Below are 24480 nucleotides of genomic sequence, written 5' to 3'. Positions count from 1 at the left end.
TGGCGAAACTTGGCTCTCTCTGCTCATGTCAAAGCTTTTTCAAGCCTGCCATGTGCCCCCCATCACTTTGTTACGGCGCCAGGCATTGCATCCTTCAAAGGCTGACGCTCCCGGTCGAAGTTCTCCGGGTGGGGCAGCGGCTTGCGGGGTAGCATCTGGTCTCGCATGGCGGTGTTGTAGACGAAGATCGCTTCGACCACTGCTGCCTGTTTGAGGTCGGTGGGAGAGAGCCGCTCATAGACGTCCTGATTGGTATGAACGCTGCGCGTCTCATAGTCGCGGGGGTCCTGAATAAACTGAAAGCCGGGAACTCCCACTTCGTCGAAGACATCGTGATCGGTGCCAGATGTCCTGCGCATGCTGATCGTGCTCACACCCAGATCTTTGAGGGGCGCTATCCATTGTTGGAAGATCGGCACGATGGCTGCATTCTCCTGCGCAAAGATACCGAGCAGCTTACCGCCGCCGTTGTCCAGATTAAAGTAGCCAGAGATGCGTGCCTGCTCCGGCTTGAGTTTGAGCGGGCCAACCTGTTGGCGCAGGAACTCCGGCACCTCCAATTGTTCTGGACTGGTCGATAGACCGACTGTGCCGAAGTGGTTCGCCACATAGCCAAGCGATCCCATGTACCCCTGCTCTTCGCCGCTCCACAAGCCGATCCGGATGGTCCGCTTCGGCTGTACATGCAGCGCCGTGAGGATACGCATTACTTCCATGGCGATGATCGCGCCTGCGCCATCGTCGGTTGCGCCGGTGCCGGCGGGCCAGCTATCGAGGTGGCCTCCGACCATGACGACCTCGTCTTTCAACGACGGATCGGTGCCTGGTATCTCCGCAATCGTGTCGTAGCCCTGCTCGTGGTCTCCGGTGAACTGGGTGTTGATGTTTGCAGTAACTTGTACGGGGACCTGATGCTTAAGCAGTCGTGAGATGCGGCCAAAGGCTTCGTTGGCCAGAACGGCAGAGGGAATCGGCTGCTTATGGTCCGGCATAAACACACGCGGGCCCATGGCTTCGTTATTGTCGTCCTTGATGATGCCGCCGTCGCCACCGTAACTCGAGAGCAGGATAGCCACGGCATGTTCATCGGCGAGGAATCGCGAGATTTTCTCGGCGAAATTTGCCTGCTTGAAGACCTTCGCCCAGAACTGAGGATCGTCCGTATAGACATGCTGTTCCTGCATGTCGCCGTCGAGCGGGTAGTCGTAGATCTGGTCAAGTTTTTTCTTATCGTAGTGCTGCAGCATCGGCTCAGGATCTGGCTTGATCGCCGGCGGGTTTCCCAAAAGAACGATCTTTCCTGCCAGCTTGCCTTTCCACGCGTCAAGGTCTTTTTCGTCCTTGAGGGAAGGCATAGCGATTACGTCTGCTGTGACGGCACCGTTTGTCGCCGGCGACCAGGGCGTGGCCTGTGCGATGAAGACAGCCGTATCGGGCGCGGCCATATCGACGGAGGTGCTGATCTGACGCCAGCCCAGCCCGAATTCGCCCCAGCTCTCCAGATGCGCATTCGAACAACCCATAGCTGTGAGCTGGTCACGCGTCCACGCATTCGCCTTGGCCATGTTGGGTGAGCCAGTGAGACGCGGGCCGATGCCATCAAACAGTCCGCTGGCGTACTCCATGATGTGAGAGTGATCGAGGCCCTCTTTGCGAATGCGGAAGTACATGTTGAGATCCAGAGCCTCCACAGCAGGCTGGGCCTCTGGATGTTCGTAGTCGTATCCATGTGGCTGGGATGGCGCGGGAGTCTGTACTTTTTTGTTCTTCGTGACCTGAGCAGGCAGGCAGGAAAACGAAAGCAGCAGGGAGGAGAGCGCTACTGTGGCAATCTTTCTGGACATGCAGCCAGCATGCCCCAATTTGGCGAAACTTGTCTTGTATCTATTTGACGTGCCGACGCCAGGCGCCAGGCGTCCGGCCGGTGACGGCACGAACGGCATGGGTCATATGCGCCTGATCGCAGAATCCTGCGTGGGCCGCAATGGAAGACAGAGTCTCGCGACCTGAAGTTGCCTGCCGCCAAGCGAACCTGCTCTTTAGCTGTATGCGGTAGGCGGACGGAGCGATGCCAAAGACCTGACGGAATCCTCGTGAGATGGTTGCATCGGCGAGTCGGCGCTCGCGGGCCCAGTCCTGCAGGCGCAGATGGGGATCTAGGGTCATCGCATGCGCCAACTCATCCGGCCAGTCGAGGAGACGGTGAGACAGCGGCCTCATTGTCTCGAGCAGAAACGCAAGCGCTTCCTGCGGATCGCGTTCGGCCAAACGGACAGCGGTATCGGGATCGGGAGCCTGCATCAAGACTGTGGAAGGCTCCATCCAGGAGGGCAGAGCCAGATCGAGCACTTCAGAGCCCTCGACATCGTAGCGGTTCAAGTGAGCCTCAAATGCGCCATGCATCACAACCTGGCCGGCACGTACACGATGGCGTCCGCCATCGCCGGCTTCTTCGTAGCCGCCCGACAGTACCAGGGCGAGGTAGCTGTCACCATGCCGGTGCCGTGGCAATACGGTGAAGCCGTTCCGAAATTGACGACCATAGAAAACTGGACTCAGATGGCTCATAGGCAACAGGGTGGAAGATGCGGTTCTTGTCTAGATTTTACCGGCAGAATGGGGCACCCGGTCGAGGCTGTGCTACTCCGCCTTCGCTCCCGCGAGTTTGCGCAGATAGTCGCCCCACTTGGGGTCGTAGCCATCGATGCGGTTCTCGAGCTTTGCGCCTTCGTTCCACCAGTGCGCGACGGTGCGTCCCATCTCTGTGCCGCGGCGAGTGTGCAGGTCGACCATGAAGTCTTCGACCTCTACCTGCCGTTCACCGCGTTCCACGACTTCCTTCGTCCATCCGGAGAGCTCCATCGACATGTTGTCCTTCGGTGCTGTCGCCAGAAGCCGTACGGCGTGGGCGCAATAGATCCAGCGGTCGCCAGCGTCAGCCATGCGACCGGCCTGCAAGTACAGCGCGTTGATGATCGATGGAGCCGTAGCCAGGCCGAGGCCGACATCTTCTGTGGCGATGATCTCCAGCCTGCGCCACAACACCTCTTCGGTCTCCGGCCCGGAGGCAAAGAACTCATACGCGGCGAGCGCCGCTTCTTCCACACGTCCGCGACGAATGCTCTTTTGCAGCACCGAACGCAGTTCATCGATGGGATATCCGTGGATGCTGGTGGTACGGCTCCAAACGTCTTTGCTTTGGTAGTTTTGCGGCTTCTGTTCAGACATGCGGGTCATCCATTTCTTCTTGATTAGAAATTCATCGGTGCGGCCATCCGCTTAAGGAAGAGCGCGATAACGCGGGGTCGAAATTCCGCACCACCTTGGCGACGTGGGCGTCGACAGGTGGGAGCAGGTCGACGATAGCTCGATTCAAGCACAGCGACGGAAGGGACTCCAATCATATTTAAAGATGGAGTGATAGGAGAGTTTGATTGTGCAGCCTAGTTGACCGAAAAGCGCTGGCAGACAGCGCGCGAGATCGAAACAGCTGTACGGATCATGGGGGAATGATCCAGCGTCCGGGTGGCGATCCCAAGTTCGGAACATGGGTCGGGGATCATGAGCTCTCTTACGATGACATTGCGAATCGGAGAGGTGATCACCATTTTCGGCAGAATCGCGATGCCTTCTCCGGCAGCTACGAGCGCCGGCGCGACATACATCTCGTCGATCTCGTTGGACACGATGGGAGAGAATCCCGCTTCGAGGCATCGGTCGGTGATCCGGTCATAAAAGCCAGGCGCCCACTTGCGGCCGTACATGATGAATCGTTCGTGCCGCAGGTCGGCGATTGCAACCTGCGGCGCCGTACACAGTGGATGGTCCTTGGGCAGGCACAGGACCAGGGGTTCGTGATGTACAGGAACGATGTCGAGCCCCTTGGCCTCGACCGGCAGACGCACGAAGCCAAGATCGAGCGACTCTTTCTGCAACTCTGTAACGGTGATGCTCGTGTGGAAGGAGAACAGGTCGAGCTTCACGTGCGGATAGCGTTTGTGGAACTCGGTCATGATGCTCGGAACAATCTCGCGGGAGACCGATGGAGGAAAGCCGAATCGCAGACGCTCGGTCTGTTGCATCGCCACACGCTGTGCGGCTAGCGCGGCTTCGGCGGCGGTGGCCAGCGTGGCACGCGCGCCGACAAGGAACGTCTCACCCGCCGCCGTTGTGCGCACCGATCGACGGTTGCGATCAAACAGCAGCAAGCCGAGTTCCTGCTCCAGGCGCTGTATCTGCGCCGTGATAGCCGGTTGCGAGAGATGAAGCTGCGTGGCAGCCTGTACGAAGCTTTTCTTCTCCGCCACGGCTACAAATGCAGTGAGATTTCTCAGTTCCAGAGAAAGGCCTCCAAAGCGTATTAGCGGCCCATTTCTAAAGAAAATTACACATTATTGGCAACAAGTCAACATTCTTTTCATTCCTTGAGCGGCATAGCCATGATTAGCGAAACGAATCGACAATTCAAAAAATGCGATTGGACGGCATCTCTGCACTGTGTTTGAATCACCTTAATCTCGGCAATTTAGAGCTTTACCCGACCCTCATCGCAACCTATAGCTATCGTCTTTTCTGCCTCAACCAGGTAGTCCCGGTAGTGTATTTTCTTCAGCCTGGCGGAAGCTTCCGCCGGCAGAGCGATCCTCCATCACGACGGAGGACACCGACTCGGCACAGACGTTTCTGAAACGTTTCAGTTGCACGCTGCACGCGATAACCATAGGCTGCTCGACCCATCGGAAGAGATCCAAATTTCCTTTGGCGAGGTTGTATCTCCTTCACTTTCGCCTTGCGCCTTAAATGACGCCTTGGCTTTCACGAACTTTGATTCATCTTTGAGAGGTTCTTTACTATGCAGCCAGGAACGCGTCGTCGCTCATACTCCTGTACACCCGGCCTTATCCCGGTGTACTTCGCCCTTCTGATCGCTCTCTTCCTCTTCAGCACTGGCTTTGCATCCGCTCAGTCGTTGGCAGGATTGGGAGCTATCAGTGGTGCGGTGCATGATCCCTCTGGCGCGGTGGTTGGAAGAGCAGAGATCACCGTCTCGAACGCCTCCCTGGGCATTACGCGCAAGACGATCTCGACCTCCGCTGGCGACTTCGAAGCATCGTCCCTGCCGCCAGCTCCCGGATATGCCATAACCGTGAAGGCGACCGGTTTCGCGCCCTATGAGACGAAGGGTATCGTCATACACGTTGGCGAGATCGCGAGTGTGCCAGTCGTGCTTTCGCTCTCCGGTGTTGCGGAGACCGTGTCCGTGAATGCAGCCGATACCGAGATCGACCTGACCAGTCCGGGTGTGTCCTCTCTGGTGAATCAGAAAGAGATCAACGATCTCCCGATCAACGGCCGTCGCGCCGACCAGTTTGTGCTGCTGACTCCCGGCGTAACGACCGACGGCGCCGGTGGAGAGGTCACGTTTCGCGGCGTTCCCGGAAACAACATCTTCCTGCAGGACGGCATGGATGTAACCCAGCAATGGGGTCAGGACGATGCCGGCAGCACCAGCGCGTTCTCACCGCTCAGCCAGGATGCGGTGCAGGAGTTCCAGGTGATGACCTCCGGCTATACCGCCGAGTTCGGCCACGCAGCCGGCGGCATCGTCAACACGCTCACCAAGAGCGGCACCAACAACTTTCATGGATCTGCGTTTGAGTTCTTCAAGAACCGCACACTCAACGCTACCGATCCTTATTCGACCACCTCTACCGGCGCGCCCTTCAATCCGCCCAACTGGCGTCATCAGTTCGGAGGCAGCGTGGGCGGTCCCATTATCAGAGACAAGCTCTTCTTCTTTGCCAACACGGAAGAAACACGCGAAAGCAGGCCGTTGGTTTCCTCCACGACGGATGGCGGGGTCAACCTGAATCCGGACGGCAGCTTCACGGCTGGCGCATGCCAGGCAACCGCCGCTCAGTGCGCGGCCGCACAGGCTTATATCCAGAGGACCTTCGCCGTCCTTCCACGCAAGCTGGACGAGAACATCGGCTTCCTGAAGATCGACTACCGGCCGACACAGCGTGACAGCATCAGTGCCAACTTCAACCTGATGCAGTTCTCTTCACCCAATGGAGCCGTCAGTGGTGTCGCGCTGGCAGATGGCAGTGGGTACTATCCCAACGGCAACCAGATCGATCTCACCCGCTGGGGACGCGCGTCCTACACGCACGTCGTCTCGGACACGGCGATCAACGAGCTCCGTTTCGGCTGGTTCAAGGACACCCGCAAACAGTCCATCAACCCAGCTCTTGATCCTACCGATGGCCTGCAGTCCGGCCTCTCCGTTGCGGACCTTGCCAACCTGGGGCCTTCGGTCAACATCCCGAACTCGCAGCCGTCGGAGGACCGCTTCCTGCTCACGGACGGCTACTCCGTGGTCGTCAAGAAGCATCAGTTGAAGTTTGGCGCAGAGACCAATTACATGCGCGACGTAGAAGATGCCCTGTTCTATGCCAAGGGCGAGTACTTTTACGGCACGATCACAAGCTGGGCCGAAGATCTAACACCGACTCTGGGTGATCCGCTGGCTGGGCTGCGCTACAACGGTTTTCTTCAGTCCTTTGGACCGTTGCGTACGGAGGCCATCGTGCGCGACTACAACTTCTATGCTCAGGATCAATGGCAGGTGAGTAGCCAGCTCACGTTGAATCTGGGACTGCGGTATGAGTTCAACCGTTTCACGCAGCCGCCGTTGAACCCGGACTATCCCGCAACCGGAGTGCTGAACGAGCCTAAGAACAACTTCGCCCCGCGCGTTGGTTTTGCTTACTCCATGAACGGAGGTAATACGGTGCTGCGCGGCGGCATTGGCATCTCCTATGCCCGCCTGCCCTCAGCCAGCGTTATCCGGTTGCAGCAGAGGAACGGTGTTATTCAGAAGACGATCTACTTTATCCCCGGTGTTACGGCGGGCGCGCCTACCTTTCCGGGATTTCTATCGGGAACAAGCATTCCCGGCACAGGCAGCAACGTGACCTATGCCGATCCAAATCTGAAGACTCCTTATACGGAGCAGGCCGACCTTACGCTAGAGCAGAAGATCGACAGGAAGACAAACCTCTCGATCTCCTATCTTTGGAATGACGGCGACGACTTCCTTACCCGGAAGGACGACAACGTAAAGGCCCCTACCAGCAGCTACACGTACAAAATTTTGAATACGTCAGGGACCCAGGTCGGGAGCTACACCACTCCGATCTACAACAACGGCGTCAACGATCCGCGCTATGGTGTCCTGAATCACATCTACAACGGCGGCAAGTTGTTTTATGACGCCCTTGCTATCTCGCTGAACCGCCGGCAATCTCAGTGGACGCAGATGTCCATCGCGTATACGTGGTCTCACTCCATCGATCTCGGACAAGGAGCGGGTGCGGATAACATCTACTACACCGATCCTCCCATTACGGTCTTCAATGGCGACCAGCGGTTTGAGAAGGGCAGGTCCCCGCTCGATCAACGGCATCGGCTTGTGGCCAATGGCATCGTCTCGGTTCCAAAGAAGAGTTATGGATCGAAGCTGGTCAACGCTGCTGCGAACGGATGGCAGTTCTCTGCGATCGAAACCTATGCGACACCGCAAGGCGTCGATCCGCAGATTACGATCGGGGGGTACAACGCATGCCCCACCAATCCACCCATCAACCCATGCCCTAACCCAGCAATTACCGGCCCTCTACCTTTCAATAATCCATACTCCACTGCAACCATCGACGGTATTGGCATCGGATTTGCGGCAACCCAACGCGTTCCCTTCCTCCCGAGAAGCAGTGTTCAACTGGGAACAACGATACGAACGGACGCTCGTCTCACGAAGATTTTTCAGTTGCCGAAAGAGCAGAGCCTGACACTGAACTTCGAGGTCTTCAACGCCTTCAACTACAGCACGATCACCTCTGTAACTCAAACGGCCTATAGCGAGTTTCTCGACATCGAGGGCAACGGGTACTTGCAACAAGTACCTGATGGCGTCGGCACTGCCTCCCAAGGCTTCCCTGACGGCACCAACGCGAGACGCGCTCAGGCTTCGGTACGCTACACCTTCTAAACAACCCGTTTTCATGTTTCACAAGGCCGGAGAGTTTTTTCTCCGGCCTCTTTTTTACTGATTCGCGGCGGCGGTAAGTGTCGTCTCAGCTAGCAGCGCACGGACATAGCCGAGGTTCGTTGTGCAGTGAGAGAACTTGATGTTCTCGAGCAGCTCGGCGAAGGCACGGTCGATGACCTCCTGCTGCGGCCGCTCCTTCAGACGATCCGATGTGAGCCCGACGCCATTCGGCAGCTTCGAGTATGCGACGATGCTCGGCCAATCGGCCGGAGGTGTAATGGTCTCTACCGCCGAGGTGGCGGCCAGTTTCTTATAAGGCCAGAAGGCCCAGCCGATATTGTTCTTTTCCAGAACAGTTCTAAAGGTAGCGATCCAATCGTCTTTGTTCTCTCCCGACTCTCCCAGCCAGATGGGAACGTGGTTCTTAGCGCGGAAGTCCACATAACGCTGGACGACGTTCTGATCAGGAGTGACAACCTTGTACTTGTGCCACTCGTAGATGACGTTCGAGTCGAAGGGTGGGCCGAAGACGTCGAAGTTGTTGTCCCACTGTGCGCCGCCGAGAATGAGGATGTGGTGCTTGTCTTCCTTGCGGATGACAGCCGCCGTGCGCTTGTACAAAGGCTCCAGCAAAGGATTCAACGAGTGCAGACTGGGATAGGTTGGGATAGGCTCGTTCAGAAGATCGTAGCCAAGGATGGTGGGCTCGTTGCGGTAGTGATGTGCGATGCGCTGCCAGGTATCCAGAAGCTGCTGCTGCGAAGTCTTGTCGGTAAAGAGCCAGGGATAGCCGTCACTGTCGTCGATATTGGTGCCGGTCTGGCCGCCGGGAGCAGCGTGCATGTCCAGAACGAGGTAGAGGCCTTCCGCGCGGCTCCATTGCACAAGCCGGTCGAGCAGGCGAAAGCCCTCCGCATCCTCACTCTGGAAGAACCGGTAGTGGATGGGGATACGGATGGAGTTGAAGCCTGCCTGATGGATCAGGTGAATGTCCTGCTGCGTGATGTAGGTATCGCGCCACTGTTGCCAGAAGGCCCGGTTGCGCTCGGGACCGATCAACTCTGTAACGAACGCTTCGATCTCGCGCGCGGACTGGACGTGACCGCCGAATTGCCACATGTAGCCCTCGGGGACCATCCAGTTTCCGAGATTGATTCCGCGCAAAAGCAGTGGCTTGCCATCGCGGCCGATCACTTGTTCTCCCTGGGTGTGCGCGTATTGCGCGCGACTCGTGACAGGGGACAGAGCGATCGCGCTAAGCAGCAAGACACATAAACGGCGGTTCAACATGACAACGGACCTCCAATGAAGCTGGCGAATCCATGATGCTTCATAGTCAAGCGGTTGTCTACATCTTAATTTGTTGAATGAAGCTACGGATCGGAAGTACAAGAGGAGCAAACAGTGGGTCGTTTCTTTTTTCGAGGATGACTTCGCTGAAGAGCTTCAGACCAATTGCCAGTGATGCCGACTTATCCGCATCGAACAACCGTTTCGAGTGAATCGCTTTCACCACCTCACATAGGTTGTCGTGATTGTCGGCACAGAATTGCAGACTCTCATACTCCTGATAGTTTGGGCTTGAGCCGAGAGACTCAATGGTGATGCGGTAGCGATATGACATCTTTTCTCCTGGCGGTGGGTATGTGTTGCATCTGCAATGTTTGGGGAATGGGCCAACCGCAAGGTCAGTTTTCGAGGAGTAAAAAACTCTCAATCAATAACTCTGAAATCAATGCGGCCAACCCCATCTGCCCTGCTTCTGGACATTGGTCTCCAAAGCTGAACCCCTTCGCCGCTTAAGACCTCGGGCTGTGCGCGGTTGTGGGTTTAAGAAGATCCTGAAGGCCAATGTTGTGAAGAAACTCCACACGGATGCGGTCGGCGACAGCATTCACAACGTGCGCGCCGTCGTCTGCTGGGTCGATATGCACGCGGAAGGGACGTGTGCCGAAGGGCATGTCTACGACCTTCACCACAGCCCTTGCCACCTCGATAACATCGGCACCTTCAGGGGAGACACTCTGCAGGCCTGCCATGATCTCCTTGTCGAGTCCGGATGTGGGCCCGTTGTCATACTCGGCCAGCCGGTCCTTGTCTTTCGGGTGACCTGCATGAGCGAAATGATTTGTGCCAGAGGTGTAGGCGCCGGGAACGATGATAGTTGTCTCGATATTCCAGCGAGAGAGTTCTCCTGCATAGCTGACGGCAAGGGCGTCCATGCCGGCCTTGGCGGCGAAGTAGGGTGCGAGGTAGGGAGGCGTACCGCCGCGCGTGCTCGTGCTTCCTATCCAAAGTACGAGGCCGGTGCCTTGTTTGCGAAGTATCGGCAAAGCAGCACGATTGACGCGTTGCGTACTCAACACGTTGACGTCATAGAGTTCAGCGAGCTGCTCGGGCGTGAATGATTCAGCCGGTCCGAAGACCATGTGACCCGCATTGTGGATTACGACATCCAGCCGGCCATGCTCCGTGACGATTGCCTGGATGGCCTTGTCCACAGAATCCTGCGACTGCACATCCATTTCGACAGTTCGCAGATCGGCCTTGTTGTCGGTCGCGAACTTACGGGCATCCTCGACCTGTGGTGCGTTCCGGCCTGCCGTCTCACGCATGCCGGCGTATACGGTATGACCTGCCTTGGCTAATTCGCGGGCAGTCAGTGCGCCAAACCCGCTCGATGCTCCTGTAATTACGATTACGCTTTTCATAATTCCCCTCTTGAATGTTTTGTGATTGCAATGTTGTGCGCGATACGTCGTGCGCTTTGCGGCCAACACGTGTCAGTATGCGAAGCCACCATTTACGCGCAGAATCTGCGAGTTCATCCATCCGCCGTCGGGTCCTGCAAGAAACGACACCACGTTCGCTATGTCTTCCGGCTCGCCGAGGCGGTGCAAGGGAGAGAGATTGCGCAGGCGTGCGATGTCCTCTTCTGTTTTGCCATTCAAGAAGAGCTCTGTTCCTGTAGGCCCGGGAGCCACGCCGTTGACCGTGATGTTGCGTCCGGCCAGCTCATTCGCAAGAACATGAACCAAGCCTTCGACGCCAGCCTTCGCGGCGATATAGGCACCATAGGTGGGAAAGGCCTTCAGCAAAACGCTGCTTGAAAACGCGATGATCCGGCCACCATCAGCGATGTGCTGCGCCGCCTGAGCGAAGATCAGATACGTACCGCGCAGATTTGTCTGGATCGTCTTGTCGAACAATTCCAGATCGCCCTTCACAATCGGGGACAACCCCATGATGCCGGCATTGTTAACAACGACATCGATCTGGCCGTATTGCTGCATGGTCGATGCAAACAAGTTCTGAACATCTTCCGGCTTCGAGATGTCAGCCTGCAGCGCGGTCGCTGTACCACCGCCTGCGACGATCTCGTTGACGACTTCCTGTGCCTTGGTTGCGTTGCCTGCATAGTTGACGACGACCGAAAAGCCATCTTTTGCAAGGCGCTTGGCGATCACTCGACCAATTCCGCGTGATGCCCCGGTTACGATTGCTATCTTTGCCATGACCTTCTCCTTTGCGCCGCTTTCCGCAACGCCTGTGACCATATGACGCCGCCAGCCGCTATGAGTCCAATGCATAGTGCTAATATCCGTTATGCGTCTCACTCAACTACGTCAGGCCGATCTCAACCTTCTGGTGGTATTCGCCGTAATGGCGGAAGAGCGCAACGTATCGAGGACAGCGTCGAGATTGCTCTTGACGCAACCCGCAGTGAGCCGTTCTCTGCAACGGTTGCGCGATCTGTTTCATGACGACCTTTTTGTCAGAACAGCGCTCTCTTATGAACTGACACCACAAGGCCAACGGCTCATGCAGGAGTTGGAAGTCATGCTGCCCCGGCTGGATCGTTTGATCAGCGGCGGTGAATTCGATCCCTCGAAGGAAGTTGCCCGTTTTCGAATAGCCGTGACCGATAACGCAGCGAGCGTATTTTCTCCGCTCTTGTGCCGGGAGATTCTCCCTATCGCGGAGAAAGTGAGGTTCGAGCTTACGAGCGCCCCTTCAGATCGATTCGAAGCTTTGACACACGGAAGCCTCGATCTCGTTCTGGATGCCGCGGAAATCAAAATCCCCTCACCCTTACAACGGTTTGAACTCTATGAAGAGGCTTTCGTTTGCGTGGTTGCCGCTGAGCGGGGTGGCGGGAAAAGACTTACCTTGAAACAATATTTGCAAGGAGATCATATTGGAGTAAGCATATTGGGCGGCTTACAGACAGTTCCGGAGGATAGACTCGCGGCACTCGGCTACAAGCGCAATGTAGTGGTGCAGGTGCCGTACTTCGCAGCGGCGATTCAATCCGTTCCAAATACCGAACTGATCGCAACCGTTCCACGCCGATTTGCCCTGGCTTACGCCCAGGATCCCCGCATCAAACTTCTTGCCGCCCCTGAACCGCTGTACCCGTTCAAGTACGTGATGATTTGGCATCCTCGGGTCAACACAGATTCTGCTCATATCTGGCTGAGAAAAACAATCCTGACCCTTGGCCGTTCTCTGGCGGTAAAGACGTAGGCGGTTCATGGCGATCCGCTCCTCGCACACAGATCATGCGAGGAGCGGATCGCCTTAGAGTCCTCCCAGAAGCAGCGACAGCCTTCCTGGATACGTTCTTAAACGCCTCCGCGTGGTTTGTTTTTGCGGACGGCGTTGGTGTCCTGCTGTGGCTCTCCATCACACACGATCGCTATGGTCGTGACGGGCGAATCAGGTGCATCCATGGGGAGGCCGGTAAGATGCACGCGGTACGGGTCCTGTGTGAACTTCACTTCCTGGTTGGTCTTCAGGAGGCGTGCCGATTTCACTTTGACCGTGAGGCCGGAGATGGCGACGTCCTGGCCGGGCCAGAAGTGTACGTGCATGTAGAGTGTGTTGCCGGTACGCGTGAAGCTTGCATAGTTCGAGCGCCGCGGCAGGCATATCTCGGACTTGTAGATCGTCTCGCCGTTGACTGCCATCCACTGCCCTACTTCTGTGAGTACGCGAACGGACTCTGCAGGAACTGCGCCGTCAGGTCGAGGTCCGATGTTCAGCAGATAGTTGCCGCCGTCGCGCACACAGGTAATCAGATTGCGAATGATGGTCCTGGACGACTTCCAGTTATCGTCCGCACGCTGAAAACCCCAACTGTCGTTGAGGGTCATACAGCTCTCCCATGCACGGCCGTTGGTTTCGGCGACGATCTTCTGCTCCGGCGTGGAGAAATCGCCTATGAGCTGATTGCGGTTGTTGACGATGATGTCGGGCTGAAGCTCGAAGACCATCTTGTTCATGCGCTCGGACTCCCAACCAGCGGCGTCGAGCGGCCAGGAGACGTCGTACCAGAGCACGTCGATCTTGCCGTAGTTGGTAAGCAACTCGCGGATGAGTCCGTGAGTGTATTCGACGAAGCGCTTGCGAGCAGCCTCGTCAGTGGCGCAGCGTGCGCCGTCGGGATGATGCCAATCCATCAGCGAGTAGTAGAAGCCGACATGCAGGCCTTCAGCACGGGCAGCTTCGACGTATTCGCGAACCAGATCGCGACCTGGGCCCTGCTTCGTGGCGCAGTAGTCGGTGAGTTTGGTGTCGAAGTTGCAAAAGCCCTCATGATGCTTGGTCGTCAGCACCATGTACTTCATGCCGGCCGCCTTGGCGAGCTTCGCCCAGCCACGCGCCGATCCTGGTGCGGGGTTGAATACTTTGGCGAGAGGGGTGTAGTCGCCGATGGGAATTGCTTCGGTCTCCATCGCCCACTCGTGGCGCGCATGCTGGCTGTACAGGCCGAAGTGAATGAACATACCGAACCTGGCTTCATGCCACCACTTCATGCGACGAATCTGATCGGGGGTTGGGGGAACGGACGTCGGATCGCGCTCGCCCGGCGCTGGTTTCTGTGCGAGTGCAAGAGAACCCGCACTTAGTGAGGCTACTGCCGCTCCGGTTCCCAGCAGCATGTTGCGCCGGCTTAGCTTGATTGAGCTCATTGCGATTTATCTTCCTATGTTGTTAAGACGTGCCTGTTGAATTTGCCTGGTGTCGTCGCAGCGTTAGAACTGGAACTTCCCGGAGAACTGCATGAGCCGCTGATTGTTTGCTGTGTTGTAATCACTCCGTACGACGAAGGGGTTGTGGTGGCGGCGCCAGGATAGCTGAGTACGGGGTGATTCAGTGCATTGAAGGTGTCGGCCCGCAGATTGAACTTCAGGGTCCTCCAGATCGGGAAGACCCTGGAGAGCGATGCGTCCATCTGGTTATAGGTCTGCGCCATCATTGAGTTGCGTCCGGAGTCGCCCAGCGTGCCGATACCGGGCGTTTCAAAGGCGCAGGTGTTGAACCACTGTGCGGCAGTACGAACTGCGCCTGCCTTCGGCGTACAACCTGGATTCGCGGCAACAGGGCCAGCCACATAGGGATTGCCCACCAGATTTGCCCGCTCATAGGTATTGGCATTGCCCGTATTCCCAATATCTCCTCCCGAGCTGACACTGAAGTTCTGCCCGGAACGCATGATGTAGATCGTGCTTACCTCCCAGTTGCCCAGGATGTAGTCCGCTACAGCGTTCCCTGTAGAAAAGCTCTTGTTCTTGCCAAAAGGAAGGTCATACGACAGGCCGATGGTCAACTGCTGCGGAACGTTGAAACCAGCTACGCCGCGGCTGCCGCGCGGATTGTAGGGATCTTCGAGCGACGCGCCCGTGCCAGCGTAGAAGAGCTCCGACATGCCTTCATCAATGGCCTTGCTCCAGGTATAGCTCGCATTGAAGGTAAGGCCGTTCGAGGTTCTGCGAGTCAGCGCCATTTGCAAAGCGTGATAATCCCCGCTGCCTGCATTGTGGTCCCATTTGTTGGGCACCGTGTAGGGATAGGGTTGACCCGTGGGATTGTTGCCCGCGCCGTTGCTATACGCCGAAGGATTGGCGGCATACTTAGCCTGGCGGGTGGCGAAGGAAGTGGCGGAAAGCGTTCCGGTGTTGTAGTAGCCACCGATGTCCAGGCGATGTGATTCGGAACCGACGTAGTTTATCGATGCGACCGTGTGCTGATCGATCTGCTGCTCGATGCCCACGTTCCACTGCTCCGAATACGGGTTTTTGATCTCTGGATCGACGAAGTAATTTACATTGGTCGCCGAAAAGGGCGTTGCCGCAGGATAGATTCCAGAGCTTGTGCCAAAGGGGTTTTGCGCGGAGGTATAGGCCGCCGATCCAGGTGTATTGAGACTGTTCTGTTGCAGGGTTCCTATGTCAGGCCACGATCCCTGGAAGTTCTGCGCCATTTGCGTGATGGCCGACCAATTGTCATAGGTAATGCCGAACCCCGCACGAATAGCAAGCGTGCTGTTGACGGCATAAGCCAGACCAAAACGCGGACCGATGTTCGTCTTGGTGCCCTTGATAATCTTCTGGTTCAGGGCAACCACAACATTCGCAGGTAGTGTTCCCGACGGCAGGCATGGTGCGTGCAGACGCACAGTGCATAGCGGTGGCGCCACCTGGAGAATGTACTGCCCGGTGTTGAAGTCGAAGTCTCCTGTCTCGATGCTGCCCTGAGTGCCAATAGAACCATCGGTTCCATACTGCGGCCATACGGAACGGTCATAGCGGATGCCGTAGTTCAAGGTCAGCTTGGGCAGAACCCTCCAGCTATCCTGAAGATAGATACTGCCAATTCCCCCCACTCGCATGGTGATGTTGACGTTGCGCTTGTTGGCGCTGTTGGGTTCATCCAGGAGAAAGTCGGCCCATCCAAATCCAGTTTGCGCGCTGGCTTGCGCGGGGGTGGTTCCAGCAGGCGCGCCGGGGTTAACCGTGCTGGCGTTGAGCGTAAAGTCAGCCGTCGAAGCGCCACTGAAGGTCGTTGTTCCCTGGCGAATCAATTGCCCATAGTTGATCTGGTCCCAGCCTCCGCCGGCCTGGAGGGTATGCCGGCCGATGGTCTTGGTAATGGAACCCAGATACTCGTGCGTGTTGGTTTCGTTCGGGACCGGAGAGTTACTCTCGCCGGGAGCGGGGCCACCGGTAATCGAGAGGCCCGTCAACAAGGTGATGCCACCGATAAAGCTCTGCGCGAAGGCCGGCGACATGCCGTAGATGCCGAGGGCGATGTTGGGAATATCGTAGACCGTGCTGCTGTTATAGGCGACATGCGTTCTGCCATACTCCACCTGCATGGTGAGTGTGGGGTTGAAGACGCGCAGCCAGGTTGCGCCATATTGCTGCGCGGGCAACACGCCGTCCGAGAAAAGGTGCGGAACGGTCGAAGGCCCGACGCTCTCCTCCTTCCAGCCCGAATAGCGGAAGAAGAAAAAGTCCCTGGTGCCGAGGTGCTGGTCGATACGCGCCGTGTAGTTGTAGGTGGATTGGCGCGATGGAGTTGTTACTTCGCCGTTGTCCGTGGTCGGGGCGATGCCGGGAATGGTGATCGGCGCGCTGAAGATCGCATTGATGTAGGCGATCGCGTGCGGATCCATCTCGGATACGGGAATCTGATTGCCGACATACGCCGGCCGGTTCGAGTGTGCGTTGCCGTTTCCTGTGGGGTCGAACAACTGACACTTGCCGGTGCTTACGGCTCCAGCCACGCAGTTTCCAGCGACCCCGGTTGAGGCGGAGCTGAAGTCGCCGTAGGCCAGGTTTTGCGGCCCACCCCAAGTCGACTCGCCTAACTGCGCGGCGGTCGGTTGCAGAAAGTACGTCTGGGAGGCTTTGCTGTAGCGGAAGCCTTCAAAGCCAACCTCGAAGAATGTCTTGTTGTGCCCGTTGTACAGATGAGGAATGACGATCGGGCCGCCAGCCTGGGCTCCGAACTGGTTCTGGTGATAGGTGTTGCCGACGGACGGGAAAAACGTCTGGGCATCGAAATCGTTGTTCCGGACAAACTCCCAAACGGAGCCGTGCGGCGAATTGGTTCCAGCCTTCGTGGCAATATTTACAACGCCGCCGGTGACCTGCCCATATTGCGCATCGTTGTGGGCGTTGATCTTGAACTCCTGGATCGTATCGATGATCGGCGGGATGGCGTAGGTGTTGTACCAGCTGTTGTTGTCGTTCAACCCGTCTACAAGCCAAAGCGTGGCACGATTCGGCTGTCCGTTCAGGGCTGGAAGAATGTATTGATCACCCGAGTTATTCGCGGTATTGCTCGAACTGCTGTTCTGGGCTACATTGACCGGCGCAGCTCCCGGCGTCAACGTCAACAGTTGTGTAAAGTTACGCCCGTTCAGCGGGAGGTCGTTGACCTCCTTGGTTCCCATGACTGTGCCGAGTTGTGACGTGGTCGATTCGACCTCCGTGCCCTGGGCCTCCACCGTGACGCTCGTGGACACATCGCCGATCTTCAGCACCGCGTTGATATTCACCTTCTGATCCACAGCGACGTCGAATGCCGCGAACTTCTGCGTCTGAAACGTCGGTGCGGTGATTGCCAGCGTGTATTTTGCCGGCGGAACACTGACAAAGTTGTAGTCGCCCGCATCGTTCGATACGGTGTCGCGCGCGACGTTGGTTTCGACATTGGTGAGCACGACCTTTGCGCCGGGAAGCCGGGCTCCGGATGAATCCGTTACGGCGCCCGTGACGGCGGCAGACGAACTCTGCGCGTGCGCCATCGTCGCAAAAACGGCGAAGCACACCGCGAGAATGCCAGCCATCATGGCCCGCTTGATTGGATTCTTACAACAAAGGATCGGCATGCATGTACTCCGTAGGCAACGCAAAATGTCTTGAAGTTTCAACGGAGCGCATCCTACAAAGGCGGCGAAACGAATGTCAACAGATTTTTCACTGATGGGTAATTGTTTTTACAAGAGAAAATTTATTGACAAGAACACACCATACGAATAGCCTTTGTTTTCTATGTAGTACCGCTTGAATAGGCAGGATGAAGCGCATGAGAATGATGTTGCACTATTCGCAACATTTCTCATTTTTTCTGCTACACAGCACCGCGCAGCGGTGCCATCCAGCATTGTTTGAAATAATTTCTCGTTTGGTGCACGCCTAAAGGGACTGCTTAGCGCAGCAGAGGATCGAGGTAGAGTTCCACCCAGTGCGCCCACAGCAGACCGTGGGCTTTGAGGCCTGCATCGTTCAGGTGTATGCCCTTGCCATTGTCCTGCCGGTATGCAGAGGTCAGGGTGTCGGTGTCAGGTCCTTCAAGAGCGATCCCACTCTGCCATAGACTTCGCTGCGCCTCTCGGAGGGGCGGGCAAGAAGTGTCCGCAGGCGTGTGATAGCTGACCTGTGCGACGAACCATGGGATCTCCCACCCAGCCTGGCTGCGCGTGGAGAGAATGATTTGCTCCAGCATGCGACGATAGGTTTCGGCGGATATCTCGTGCTCTGGAGGTTGATGCGAATCCGACTCACCCTGATGCCATAACACTGCCCGAAAGCCCTGCGGACCAAGCTCCTGGATGCGGGCCATCATGCCATGGAAGAGTGTGCCATCACAGACAAGCGTGCCATCCGGTGCGGCATTCACGAACCTGGTCATCGTCGGCATGACCTCCACGGGAGTACCCGCTGGCAGCCATTGGCGGACGCTGGTGGATCCATGGCCGACTGAGGCTATGCCGATGGGCACTCCATATTTGCGAAAGAGTGCGTCGCCAAAGGGCGGAATGAAGCTGCCTTTGCTGCTGTTGTCCTGCACGCCGGGTTGCGGGTCATTCGCGAGCCGCCACACCTTGCCGTCGAATGTCGTCACCTTCTGCGTCTCGGTGACTTGCGGTGTTTCTCCATAGTTGGTCGAGTTCGATTGACCAGAGACGACGAAGACCTCACCCACACCGACATGGGGCACAACAACTTCTTCGGGGGCATGGCCGCGATGCAATACACGCACTTCAAGCGAATAGAAGCCTCCTGCAGTGGTTGCGAGACTGTCATAAAAATCGCCAGTTTGGGCATTGAAAGAAATTCTGTGCCAGGTTGGCGCGAGGGGCCCGGCGAGAGAGTTTCCGGCTAACCGCGCTTCGACAGCCGTTACCGGGAGCTCAGCGTGGCCGCGAATGACGATGCTGCCGCTAAGTTTCGTGCGACGCTGAAAGACCTGGTAGTCGAGCGGCGACGAGAGTTGAAGGCTCTGAGTGGTTGTGGCCAGCGTTGCCGGTAAAGAGGCTTGTTGCGCTGAAGCGCGCACACCGAGAAGAACCAATACCAACGATGTTATTCCGAAGACGCAACGCGAAGATCGGGCCATGGGGCTACTCCTATTTGCTGCGCTCGTGAGGCTGTATGGATGGCGCTTGCAGTGTGTACGCACAAAAATCCTGCAACTCTGTTCGTTCTTACCGAGCTTTCGTCGGAACAACTTTTATCACCAAAAATATAGTTTTAGTTAGTCAAAATAGCTAACGCCTTTCGCTTTCTTTCGAATTTGGGCTTCCTGATCAACTTACGGCGCTATCCTGCTACTCTGTTTCGAGATCGATTGAGCAGGTGGACCAGAATGGCCGGGAAACGAACTGCAAAAGCTTCTGCAACGAACGAGAAGACTCTCAACTATGCAACACCTGCTCTTGAAAAGGGGCTGGATGTTCTGGAACTGCTGGCGCACCAGCCAGCCGGCCTCACCAAGAGCCAGATGGCCCGCGAGCTGAACCGGACGGTCTCAGAGATCTTTCGCATGCTGCTATGCCTGGAGCGCCGGGGATACATCGCACAGCTCGCCGAAGATCGCTACTCGTTAACGTTGAAGCTGTTCAAGCTGGTGCAGGAGCATCCACCAACCGAGCGACTGATTGTGGATGCCCTGCCAGTGATGCACCGGCTCGCGCATGAGACGCTGCAATCGTGCCACATGGGTGTGCTGGAGGGCAGCCGCGTCGCCATTCTGGCGCAGATCAATGCTCCCGCAAACCGGGGCTTCTATGTGAAGCTGGGTTCGACCGCAGACCTTATGGAAGCGGCCAGTGGTTATGTCATCCTGGCGCATCAGGATGAGGTGCAAAGGGAGCGTACGCTTGCCGAGTGGAGCCGCGAGACAGGCAAGAAACCGCCACGCGATCTTGCCGTGCACCTCGCGCGCATTCAAAAGGCGGGATATGACAAGCGCGCGAGCTACGTCGTAAAAGGCGTTATCGATATCAGCTACCCGATCTTCGATGAAAGAGGTTCGGCTGTTGGGGCACTCACGATTCCCTACATTCAGTACAACGGCCCTGCAATGGCAACCAGCCAGGTAATCGAAGCCCTGGGCAAGGCTACCGCAGAGATTACAGCCGCACTCGGGGGCGAGGCTCCCGGATCCAAACCGGCTAAGAGTAAGTAATCGCTTGCGCGGAAGAGTCGCCAACGACGCAAACCCCGCAGCCTACTGCTGAGGCTATTCTGCCCAGTGACGATGTACAGAAGTGACGACCTGAGCCTCGCGTAGAGGTTATAAATGAATAGAGACTATGGCTTATTTTCTTGCTCTCGATGCTGGCGGCACCAAAACTGATTTCGTACTTGCGGATGAGACAAACGAGCTCGGCCGCGTTCGCACAGGCACCATCAAACGGATGCGGACGAGCGCCGATATCGCTGAGCATAATTTGCAAACAGCACTCGGCGAGCTGACAAAACAGGCCAGCGTAAACCTGCGCGAGATTACGCGCATCTGCGTCGGTACCGCCGGGGAGACTGTTCCGCTTGTGACGGATTGGATTCGGACGGCTCTCCATGCACACGTCGGCGGAGAGCTGATCCTGGTGGGCGATGTCGAGATTGCGTTGGACGCAGCTTTCTTTGGGAAGCGCGGTGTTCTGGTTCTTGCAGGCACGGGTTCCAACACGGCCGGTAGAAGTAGCGGAGGCCAGATCGTAACCGCCGGAGGCTGGGGTCCGGCTCTCGCGGACCAGGGCTCAGGCCACTCCATCGGACATCAAGCCCTGCGCAATGTCTTTAGCGCATTGGACGAAGACCGTGAAACATCTCTGCTGGCAAAGATTCTGGAGTTCTGGAGTCTAGATTCCGTGTCCTCGCTTGTCGAGTATGCCAACCGCCAGCCCTCCCCTGATTTTTCGAAGCTGACCAAGTTAGTCGTTGAGTGTGCGAGCCGGGGAGACGCCGTTGCAGCGGAGACCTTGCAGCAGGCTGGACGCGATCTTGCGACTGTGGCCTCTCACGTCATCCGCAAGGTGCTCAAATTGGAGGGCAACGGTCAGCAAGCAGAGGTACCGCACGTTGCAGTCACGGGAAGCATCCTGCAAAATGTCGAGCCGGTACGCCTGGAGATGGAATCCTCCCTGCGGCATATCTTTCCCGAGATCAAGATACTGCCGGGAGTTGTCGATCCCATCGCCGGCGCTCTTTGGCGAGCACGGGCTGGAAGAAACTCCGCATAGGTTAGAGCCAAGACTGTCGTGCTGTGCCAGGCTGCTGACTAGCGGAATATTCCATGCCAGTGGGCTTGCAGGATCATCACCGTGATGCCTCCTGCTATCTGGATAGCTGTCGCCAGCGTTATCTCTCCGATGATGGGTTTGGCCTCGGTGTGCCTGTACAGAATAGGCAGATTTACCGCCGTGCTGACGATCGAGGTGACCACGGTGGCCATGCCGGCCTGCAAGGCAGTCGCCTTGCCGTGGGCGGCAAGATTCGCAGCGGCAGCCGTTGTACTCGCGCTCGATACGGTTCCGCCGATCATACTGACAGCCAGCAAACCGGCATTGCCCAACCAACGCGTGGCTGCTGTTCCGATCACCTGAATAAGAATGAACAAGCCACCCAGTCGAAAGACCTTCGCAAACGACAACGGCGAGGCCAGGTTCAGGTCCATCTCTCGCTCTTCGTCGCGCGGACGGTGCCTGCGCCACACGAAGAATCCGGCAATTGCGGTCATGGTGATCATGGGCGCTATGGCATAGGGCACAGCCTCGCGCGCAAAGATCGCGAGCAGCAGGAGATTGCGAGCGAACATAGCCACGGAGGTTAGGAGAACAGCGACAACCGTCTGCGATAACAAGCCTGAAGCAGGCAGCGTTCCCGCGAACTCTGCCGTTGCCGCTGTCGAGTTCACCATGCCGCCAAGGACAGCAGTCAGGGCCACGCCTCGCTTTCCATAAACACGAAGCAGGATGTAGTTCACAAACCCAATGCAGGCTACTACCAGAATCGTTACCCACGCTTCACGTGGTTGCAGCAGCTCCCAGGGATCGATGTACCGATTCGGCAGAAGCGGCCAGATGACAAAGCCGAAGAGCCCCAGCATCAGCGCACTGCGGATCTCCTCCGGCTTTACACCACCCGCGAAGGCGCGAAACTGTGGCTTCAAGGACAACAGCCAGGTGGTCACGATGGCGCAGGAAGTCGCGGTAAAAATATGCCCTCCGCCACAGAGCGCCCCCAACACGAACGTCAAGATGAGCGCCGCGGAAGTGGTGCCTTCGACAGATTGAGAAGCAAGGATGTCTCGAAGGTTAAGCAGTGCGGCAAGGATAAGAATCCCAACCATGCCGGTGATTAGTACCGGCAGAGGCATCATCGCCGTCAGGCCGCCGAGCAGCGCGGCCAGGCTGAAGGTGCGGACGCCAAAGTCCTTGTGAGACCACTGCCGCTCAAACCCGATCAGGAGACCGATGGCCAAAGCAACCCCGAGTTTTAATGCGGTCAATGCCGGTGGAAACTGTGCGGAGCCGGCATGCAGCAGTTCGATCCATGAATGCATAACGTCACCCCTTCACGGATACGTTAACCGATTGTAGGGCTGCCTACACGATCACGTCATAGGGACGCATCATATCGTTGGCCTCATGCTCCAGGATATGGCAGTGCCAAAGGTATCTTCCCGCGTAGCCGTGAAAGGTAACGATGATGCGTGTGACCATGCCTGGCGGGCACTGCACCACGTCCTTCCAGCCTGCTTCATGGGCTTGCGGTGGTATGACCTCGCCCGTAAGACGCAGCTTCTCCTCTGCCAGATAGTCGTAGTTCGCAAAACTCTGCCGGTCGAGAATCTGGAAACGCACGAGGTGTAGATGGATCGGATGGGTATCTTCCGTCAGATTGATAAGACTCCAGATCTCGGTCGAATCCAGCTTCACGATCTCCGTCACCGGATCGGCCCAGTGTTTGCGGTTCAGCAGCATCACCATGGCTTCGCCGTTGTCGCCGTCAAACTCGTTCAACGTCATCTCACGCGTTCGGATCGACTGCTTCTCATCGATGCGCTCGACGGGCCGTACGACCTCAGGCAACAGGCTGCTGTCCGTAGCCGAATCTTTGGCCACACGGAACTGCATCAGTTCCAGGCGATCGCTCATCAACACGACGTTCTCGCCACGAGCGTGGCTGAAGTCCACGAGGATGTCGGTGCGCTCCGCCGGCGCCAGCACCAGCCGCTTCATTTCAACGGGTGCAGACAACAATCCCTGATCGGACCCGATCACATGAAAGCTCTGTCCGTTCGACAGTGCGAGCGAGAAGAAGCGAGAGTTTGCGGTGTTGGCAATGCGCAGGCGATAACGCCGTGCTTCAACCTCGTGATACGGTTTCACCTTACCGTTCACCACCATCGCATCGCCCAGATACTCCTGCGCCCAGGCGCCTTCGTCAGGTGGGTTCGGATAGTAGAGCTGCCCGTGCGGATCGAAGCTGCGGTCGTAGATCAGCAACGGGAGCTCGTACTTGCCCGTGGGTAGTCCAAGCTTCTCCTCAGCCTCATCACGGATAAGATACCAGCCCATGAGCCCGGCAAAGATGTTCAAGCGATTCACGCCCATCGCGTGGTCATGCAGCCATAACGCCGTCGCATCCTGATGGTTTGGATAGAAAGATAGCTTGCTCTCCCCTGGACCAAACCAGTCCTCTGGATACCCGTCGCTGTTGGTCGGCACGCGCGCGCCATGGACATGCGTGATGGTGCGCGTCTCCGGCGCGTTAGCCATTCCGTGCATGGGAGTGTCCAGAGGCAGGAAGTGTTTTTTGGGTAACTGGTTCCACCAGTCGATCAACACACCTTCATGACTGCGCGCTTCAAACAGCACTGGTGCAGCGCTTTCGCCGTAGCTCCACATGCGCGATGGCGGAAGGTCGCGATGCATCTTGCACGATACCTCGCGAATGTTCACGCGATAGTACGGAGCATCGACTGCTTTGAGAGAGTCCGAAGAGCGTCGTCCTTCGGAGTGCATCCGCTGCGGGAGCGGTAGAGGATCGACAAACGGCTCCAGCTTCATTGCATCGAGCGTATGCGGACCGTGTACAGGCGAGGCTCCGCCCATCTTCATGCCTGCATGCTGCAAAGCCCATGCTCTACCGCTGAGCAGACTACCGCCCGCAACCACCATTCCGGCTTGCCTGATAAGTTGCCTGCGAGTCCAGCTGTTCAACGTTCTGCCCTTCTTGACTTGCTGTTCCTTATTTTTCGGCCAATCCAGTTTGCGGATCCAGCAGAACTCGTCTTTCGTTCTGCGGCTTGTTTTTGCTGAAGTCGAACATGCCGTTCAGCGAGCC

Annotated in this window: 17 protein-coding genes; 4 read left to right on the top strand and 13 right to left on the bottom strand. The window is 57.1% G+C overall.

What is annotated here, in order from left to right:
* Positions 1–62 precede the first annotated feature (62 nt).
* The 4 genes from GSQ91_RS08070 to GSQ91_RS08055 form a co-directional block, all read right to left on the bottom strand.
* Positions 63–1844, bottom strand: a complete 1782-nt coding sequence (locus tag GSQ91_RS08070; protein ID WP_158820923.1) for a M20/M25/M40 family metallo-hydrolase — start codon at positions 1842–1844, stop codon at positions 63–65.
* Between the two features lie 40 nt (positions 1845–1884).
* Positions 1885–2568: an AraC family transcriptional regulator gene (locus GSQ91_RS08065; RefSeq protein WP_158820921.1), complete on the bottom strand. Its 684-nt coding sequence runs from the start codon at positions 2566–2568 to the stop codon at positions 1885–1887.
* Positions 2569–2640: 72 nt separating this feature from the next.
* Positions 2641–3228, bottom strand: a complete 588-nt coding sequence (locus tag GSQ91_RS08060) for an AAA family ATPase (protein ID WP_254064422.1) — start codon at positions 3226–3228, stop codon at positions 2641–2643.
* A 215-nt stretch (positions 3229–3443) separates the two neighbouring features.
* Positions 3444–4334, bottom strand: a complete 891-nt coding sequence (locus tag GSQ91_RS08055; protein ID WP_256370372.1) for a LysR family transcriptional regulator — start codon at positions 4332–4334, stop codon at positions 3444–3446.
* A 518-nt stretch (positions 4335–4852) separates the two neighbouring features.
* Between GSQ91_RS08055 and GSQ91_RS08050 the strand changes: the two genes are divergently transcribed.
* A complete protein-coding gene (locus tag GSQ91_RS08050) occupies positions 4853–8050 on the top strand; it encodes a TonB-dependent receptor (protein WP_158820915.1) in 3198 nt (1065 codons plus the stop codon).
* A 54-nt stretch (positions 8051–8104) separates the two neighbouring features.
* On the opposite strand, the gene GSQ91_RS08045 is transcribed toward GSQ91_RS08050, so the two are convergent.
* From GSQ91_RS08045 to GSQ91_RS08030, 4 genes are all read right to left on the bottom strand, one after another.
* On the bottom strand, positions 8105–9340 hold the full coding sequence (locus GSQ91_RS08045; protein ID WP_158820913.1) for a glycoside hydrolase family 5 protein: 1236 nt from the start codon (positions 9338–9340) through the stop codon (positions 8105–8107).
* A 58-nt stretch (positions 9341–9398) separates the two neighbouring features.
* Positions 9399–9674, bottom strand: a complete 276-nt coding sequence (locus tag GSQ91_RS08040; RefSeq protein ID WP_158820911.1) for a DUF3861 domain-containing protein — start codon at positions 9672–9674, stop codon at positions 9399–9401.
* A 175-nt stretch (positions 9675–9849) separates the two neighbouring features.
* The gene (locus GSQ91_RS08035; RefSeq protein ID WP_158820909.1) at positions 9850–10761 is read right to left on the bottom strand and encodes an SDR family oxidoreductase; all 912 of its coding nucleotides are present in this window, start codon (positions 10759–10761) and stop codon (positions 9850–9852) included.
* Positions 10762–10833: 72 nt separating this feature from the next.
* Positions 10834–11565 (bottom strand): SDR family oxidoreductase, encoded by a 732-nt coding sequence (locus GSQ91_RS08030; RefSeq protein WP_158820907.1) that lies wholly within the window; start codon positions 11563–11565, stop codon positions 10834–10836.
* A gap of 91 nt (positions 11566–11656) precedes the next feature.
* Here GSQ91_RS08030 and GSQ91_RS08025 point away from each other — a divergent pair, with 91 nt between their 5' ends.
* Positions 11657–12577: a LysR family transcriptional regulator gene (locus tag GSQ91_RS08025; RefSeq protein WP_158820905.1), complete on the top strand. Its 921-nt coding sequence runs from the start codon at positions 11657–11659 to the stop codon at positions 12575–12577.
* A 98-nt stretch (positions 12578–12675) separates the two neighbouring features.
* Here GSQ91_RS08025 and GSQ91_RS08020 read toward each other — a convergent pair whose 3' ends face one another.
* From GSQ91_RS08020 to GSQ91_RS08010, 3 genes are all read right to left on the bottom strand, one after another.
* Complete coding sequence (locus tag GSQ91_RS08020; RefSeq protein WP_254064421.1) at positions 12676–14025, bottom strand: alpha-L-fucosidase; 1350 nt, start codon at positions 14023–14025, stop codon at positions 12676–12678.
* A 14-nt stretch (positions 14026–14039) separates the two neighbouring features.
* The gene (locus GSQ91_RS08015; RefSeq protein ID WP_158820903.1) at positions 14040–17732 is read right to left on the bottom strand and encodes a carboxypeptidase-like regulatory domain-containing protein; all 3693 of its coding nucleotides are present in this window, start codon (positions 17730–17732) and stop codon (positions 14040–14042) included.
* A gap of 320 nt (positions 17733–18052) precedes the next feature.
* On the bottom strand, positions 18053–19243 hold the full coding sequence (locus GSQ91_RS08010) for a sialate O-acetylesterase (RefSeq protein WP_158820901.1): 1191 nt from the start codon (positions 19241–19243) through the stop codon (positions 18053–18055).
* A 249-nt stretch (positions 19244–19492) separates the two neighbouring features.
* Here GSQ91_RS08010 and GSQ91_RS08005 point away from each other — a divergent pair, with 249 nt between their 5' ends.
* Together GSQ91_RS08005 and GSQ91_RS08000 are read left to right on the top strand one after the other, a co-directional pair.
* Complete coding sequence (locus GSQ91_RS08005) at positions 19493–20314, top strand: IclR family transcriptional regulator (RefSeq protein WP_158820899.1); 822 nt, start codon at positions 19493–19495, stop codon at positions 20312–20314.
* Between the two features lie 127 nt (positions 20315–20441).
* Positions 20442–21371 (top strand): N-acetylglucosamine kinase, encoded by a 930-nt coding sequence (locus GSQ91_RS08000; RefSeq protein ID WP_158820897.1) that lies wholly within the window; start codon positions 20442–20444, stop codon positions 21369–21371.
* 38 nt (positions 21372–21409) lie between these two features.
* Here GSQ91_RS08000 and GSQ91_RS07995 read toward each other — a convergent pair whose 3' ends face one another.
* Together GSQ91_RS07995 and GSQ91_RS07990 are read right to left on the bottom strand one after the other, a co-directional pair.
* Complete coding sequence (locus GSQ91_RS07995) at positions 21410–22693, bottom strand: DUF4010 domain-containing protein (RefSeq protein ID WP_158820895.1); 1284 nt, start codon at positions 22691–22693, stop codon at positions 21410–21412.
* Positions 22694–22736: 43 nt separating this feature from the next.
* A complete protein-coding gene (locus GSQ91_RS07990; protein WP_254064420.1) occupies positions 22737–24356 on the bottom strand; it encodes a multicopper oxidase family protein in 1620 nt (539 codons plus the stop codon).
* Positions 24357–24480 lie beyond the last annotated feature (124 nt).

The organism is Granulicella sp. S156, assembly GCF_009766105.1.
Classification (GTDB): domain Bacteria; phylum Acidobacteriota; class Terriglobia; order Terriglobales; family Acidobacteriaceae; genus Granulicella.
Note: the sequence above shows the minus strand (reverse complement) of the source record. Positions and strands in the feature narration are given on the sequence as shown.

Bases quoted from the DNA above. Each gene is read 5' to 3' on its own strand.
- GSQ91_RS08000 (WP_158820897.1), top strand. From the start codon at position 20,442: ATGGCTTATTTTCTTGCTCTCGATGCTGGCGGCACCAAAACTGATTTC.
- GSQ91_RS08010 (WP_158820901.1), bottom strand. From the start codon at position 19,243: ATGGCCCGATCTTCGCGTTGCGTCTTCGGAATAACATCGTTGGTATTG.
- GSQ91_RS08065 (WP_158820921.1), bottom strand. From the start codon at position 2,568: ATGAGCCATCTGAGTCCAGTTTTCTATGGTCGTCAATTTCGGAACGGC.
- GSQ91_RS08015 (WP_158820903.1), bottom strand. From the start codon at position 17,732: ATGCCGATCCTTTGTTGTAAGAATCCAATCAAGCGGGCCATGATGGCT.
- GSQ91_RS08030 (WP_158820907.1), bottom strand. From the start codon at position 11,565: ATGGCAAAGATAGCAATCGTAACCGGGGCATCACGCGGAATTGGTCGA.
- GSQ91_RS08070 (WP_158820923.1), bottom strand. From the start codon at position 1,844: ATGTCCAGAAAGATTGCCACAGTAGCGCTCTCCTCCCTGCTGCTTTCG.
- GSQ91_RS08060 (WP_254064422.1), bottom strand. From the start codon at position 3,228: ATGTCTGAACAGAAGCCGCAAAACTACCAAAGCAAAGACGTTTGGAGC.
- GSQ91_RS08045 (WP_158820913.1), bottom strand. From the start codon at position 9,340: ATGTTGAACCGCCGTTTATGTGTCTTGCTGCTTAGCGCGATCGCTCTG.
- GSQ91_RS08005 (WP_158820899.1), top strand. From the start codon at position 19,493: ATGGCCGGGAAACGAACTGCAAAAGCTTCTGCAACGAACGAGAAGACT.
- GSQ91_RS07995 (WP_158820895.1), bottom strand. From the start codon at position 22,693: ATGCATTCATGGATCGAACTGCTGCATGCCGGCTCCGCACAGTTTCCA.
- GSQ91_RS08025 (WP_158820905.1), top strand. From the start codon at position 11,657: ATGCGTCTCACTCAACTACGTCAGGCCGATCTCAACCTTCTGGTGGTA.
- GSQ91_RS08020 (WP_254064421.1), bottom strand. From the start codon at position 14,025: ATGAGCTCAATCAAGCTAAGCCGGCGCAACATGCTGCTGGGAACCGGA.
- GSQ91_RS08040 (WP_158820911.1), bottom strand. From the start codon at position 9,674: ATGTCATATCGCTACCGCATCACCATTGAGTCTCTCGGCTCAAGCCCA.
- GSQ91_RS08050 (WP_158820915.1), top strand. From the start codon at position 4,853: ATGCAGCCAGGAACGCGTCGTCGCTCATACTCCTGTACACCCGGCCTT.
- GSQ91_RS08035 (WP_158820909.1), bottom strand. From the start codon at position 10,761: ATGAAAAGCGTAATCGTAATTACAGGAGCATCGAGCGGGTTTGGCGCA.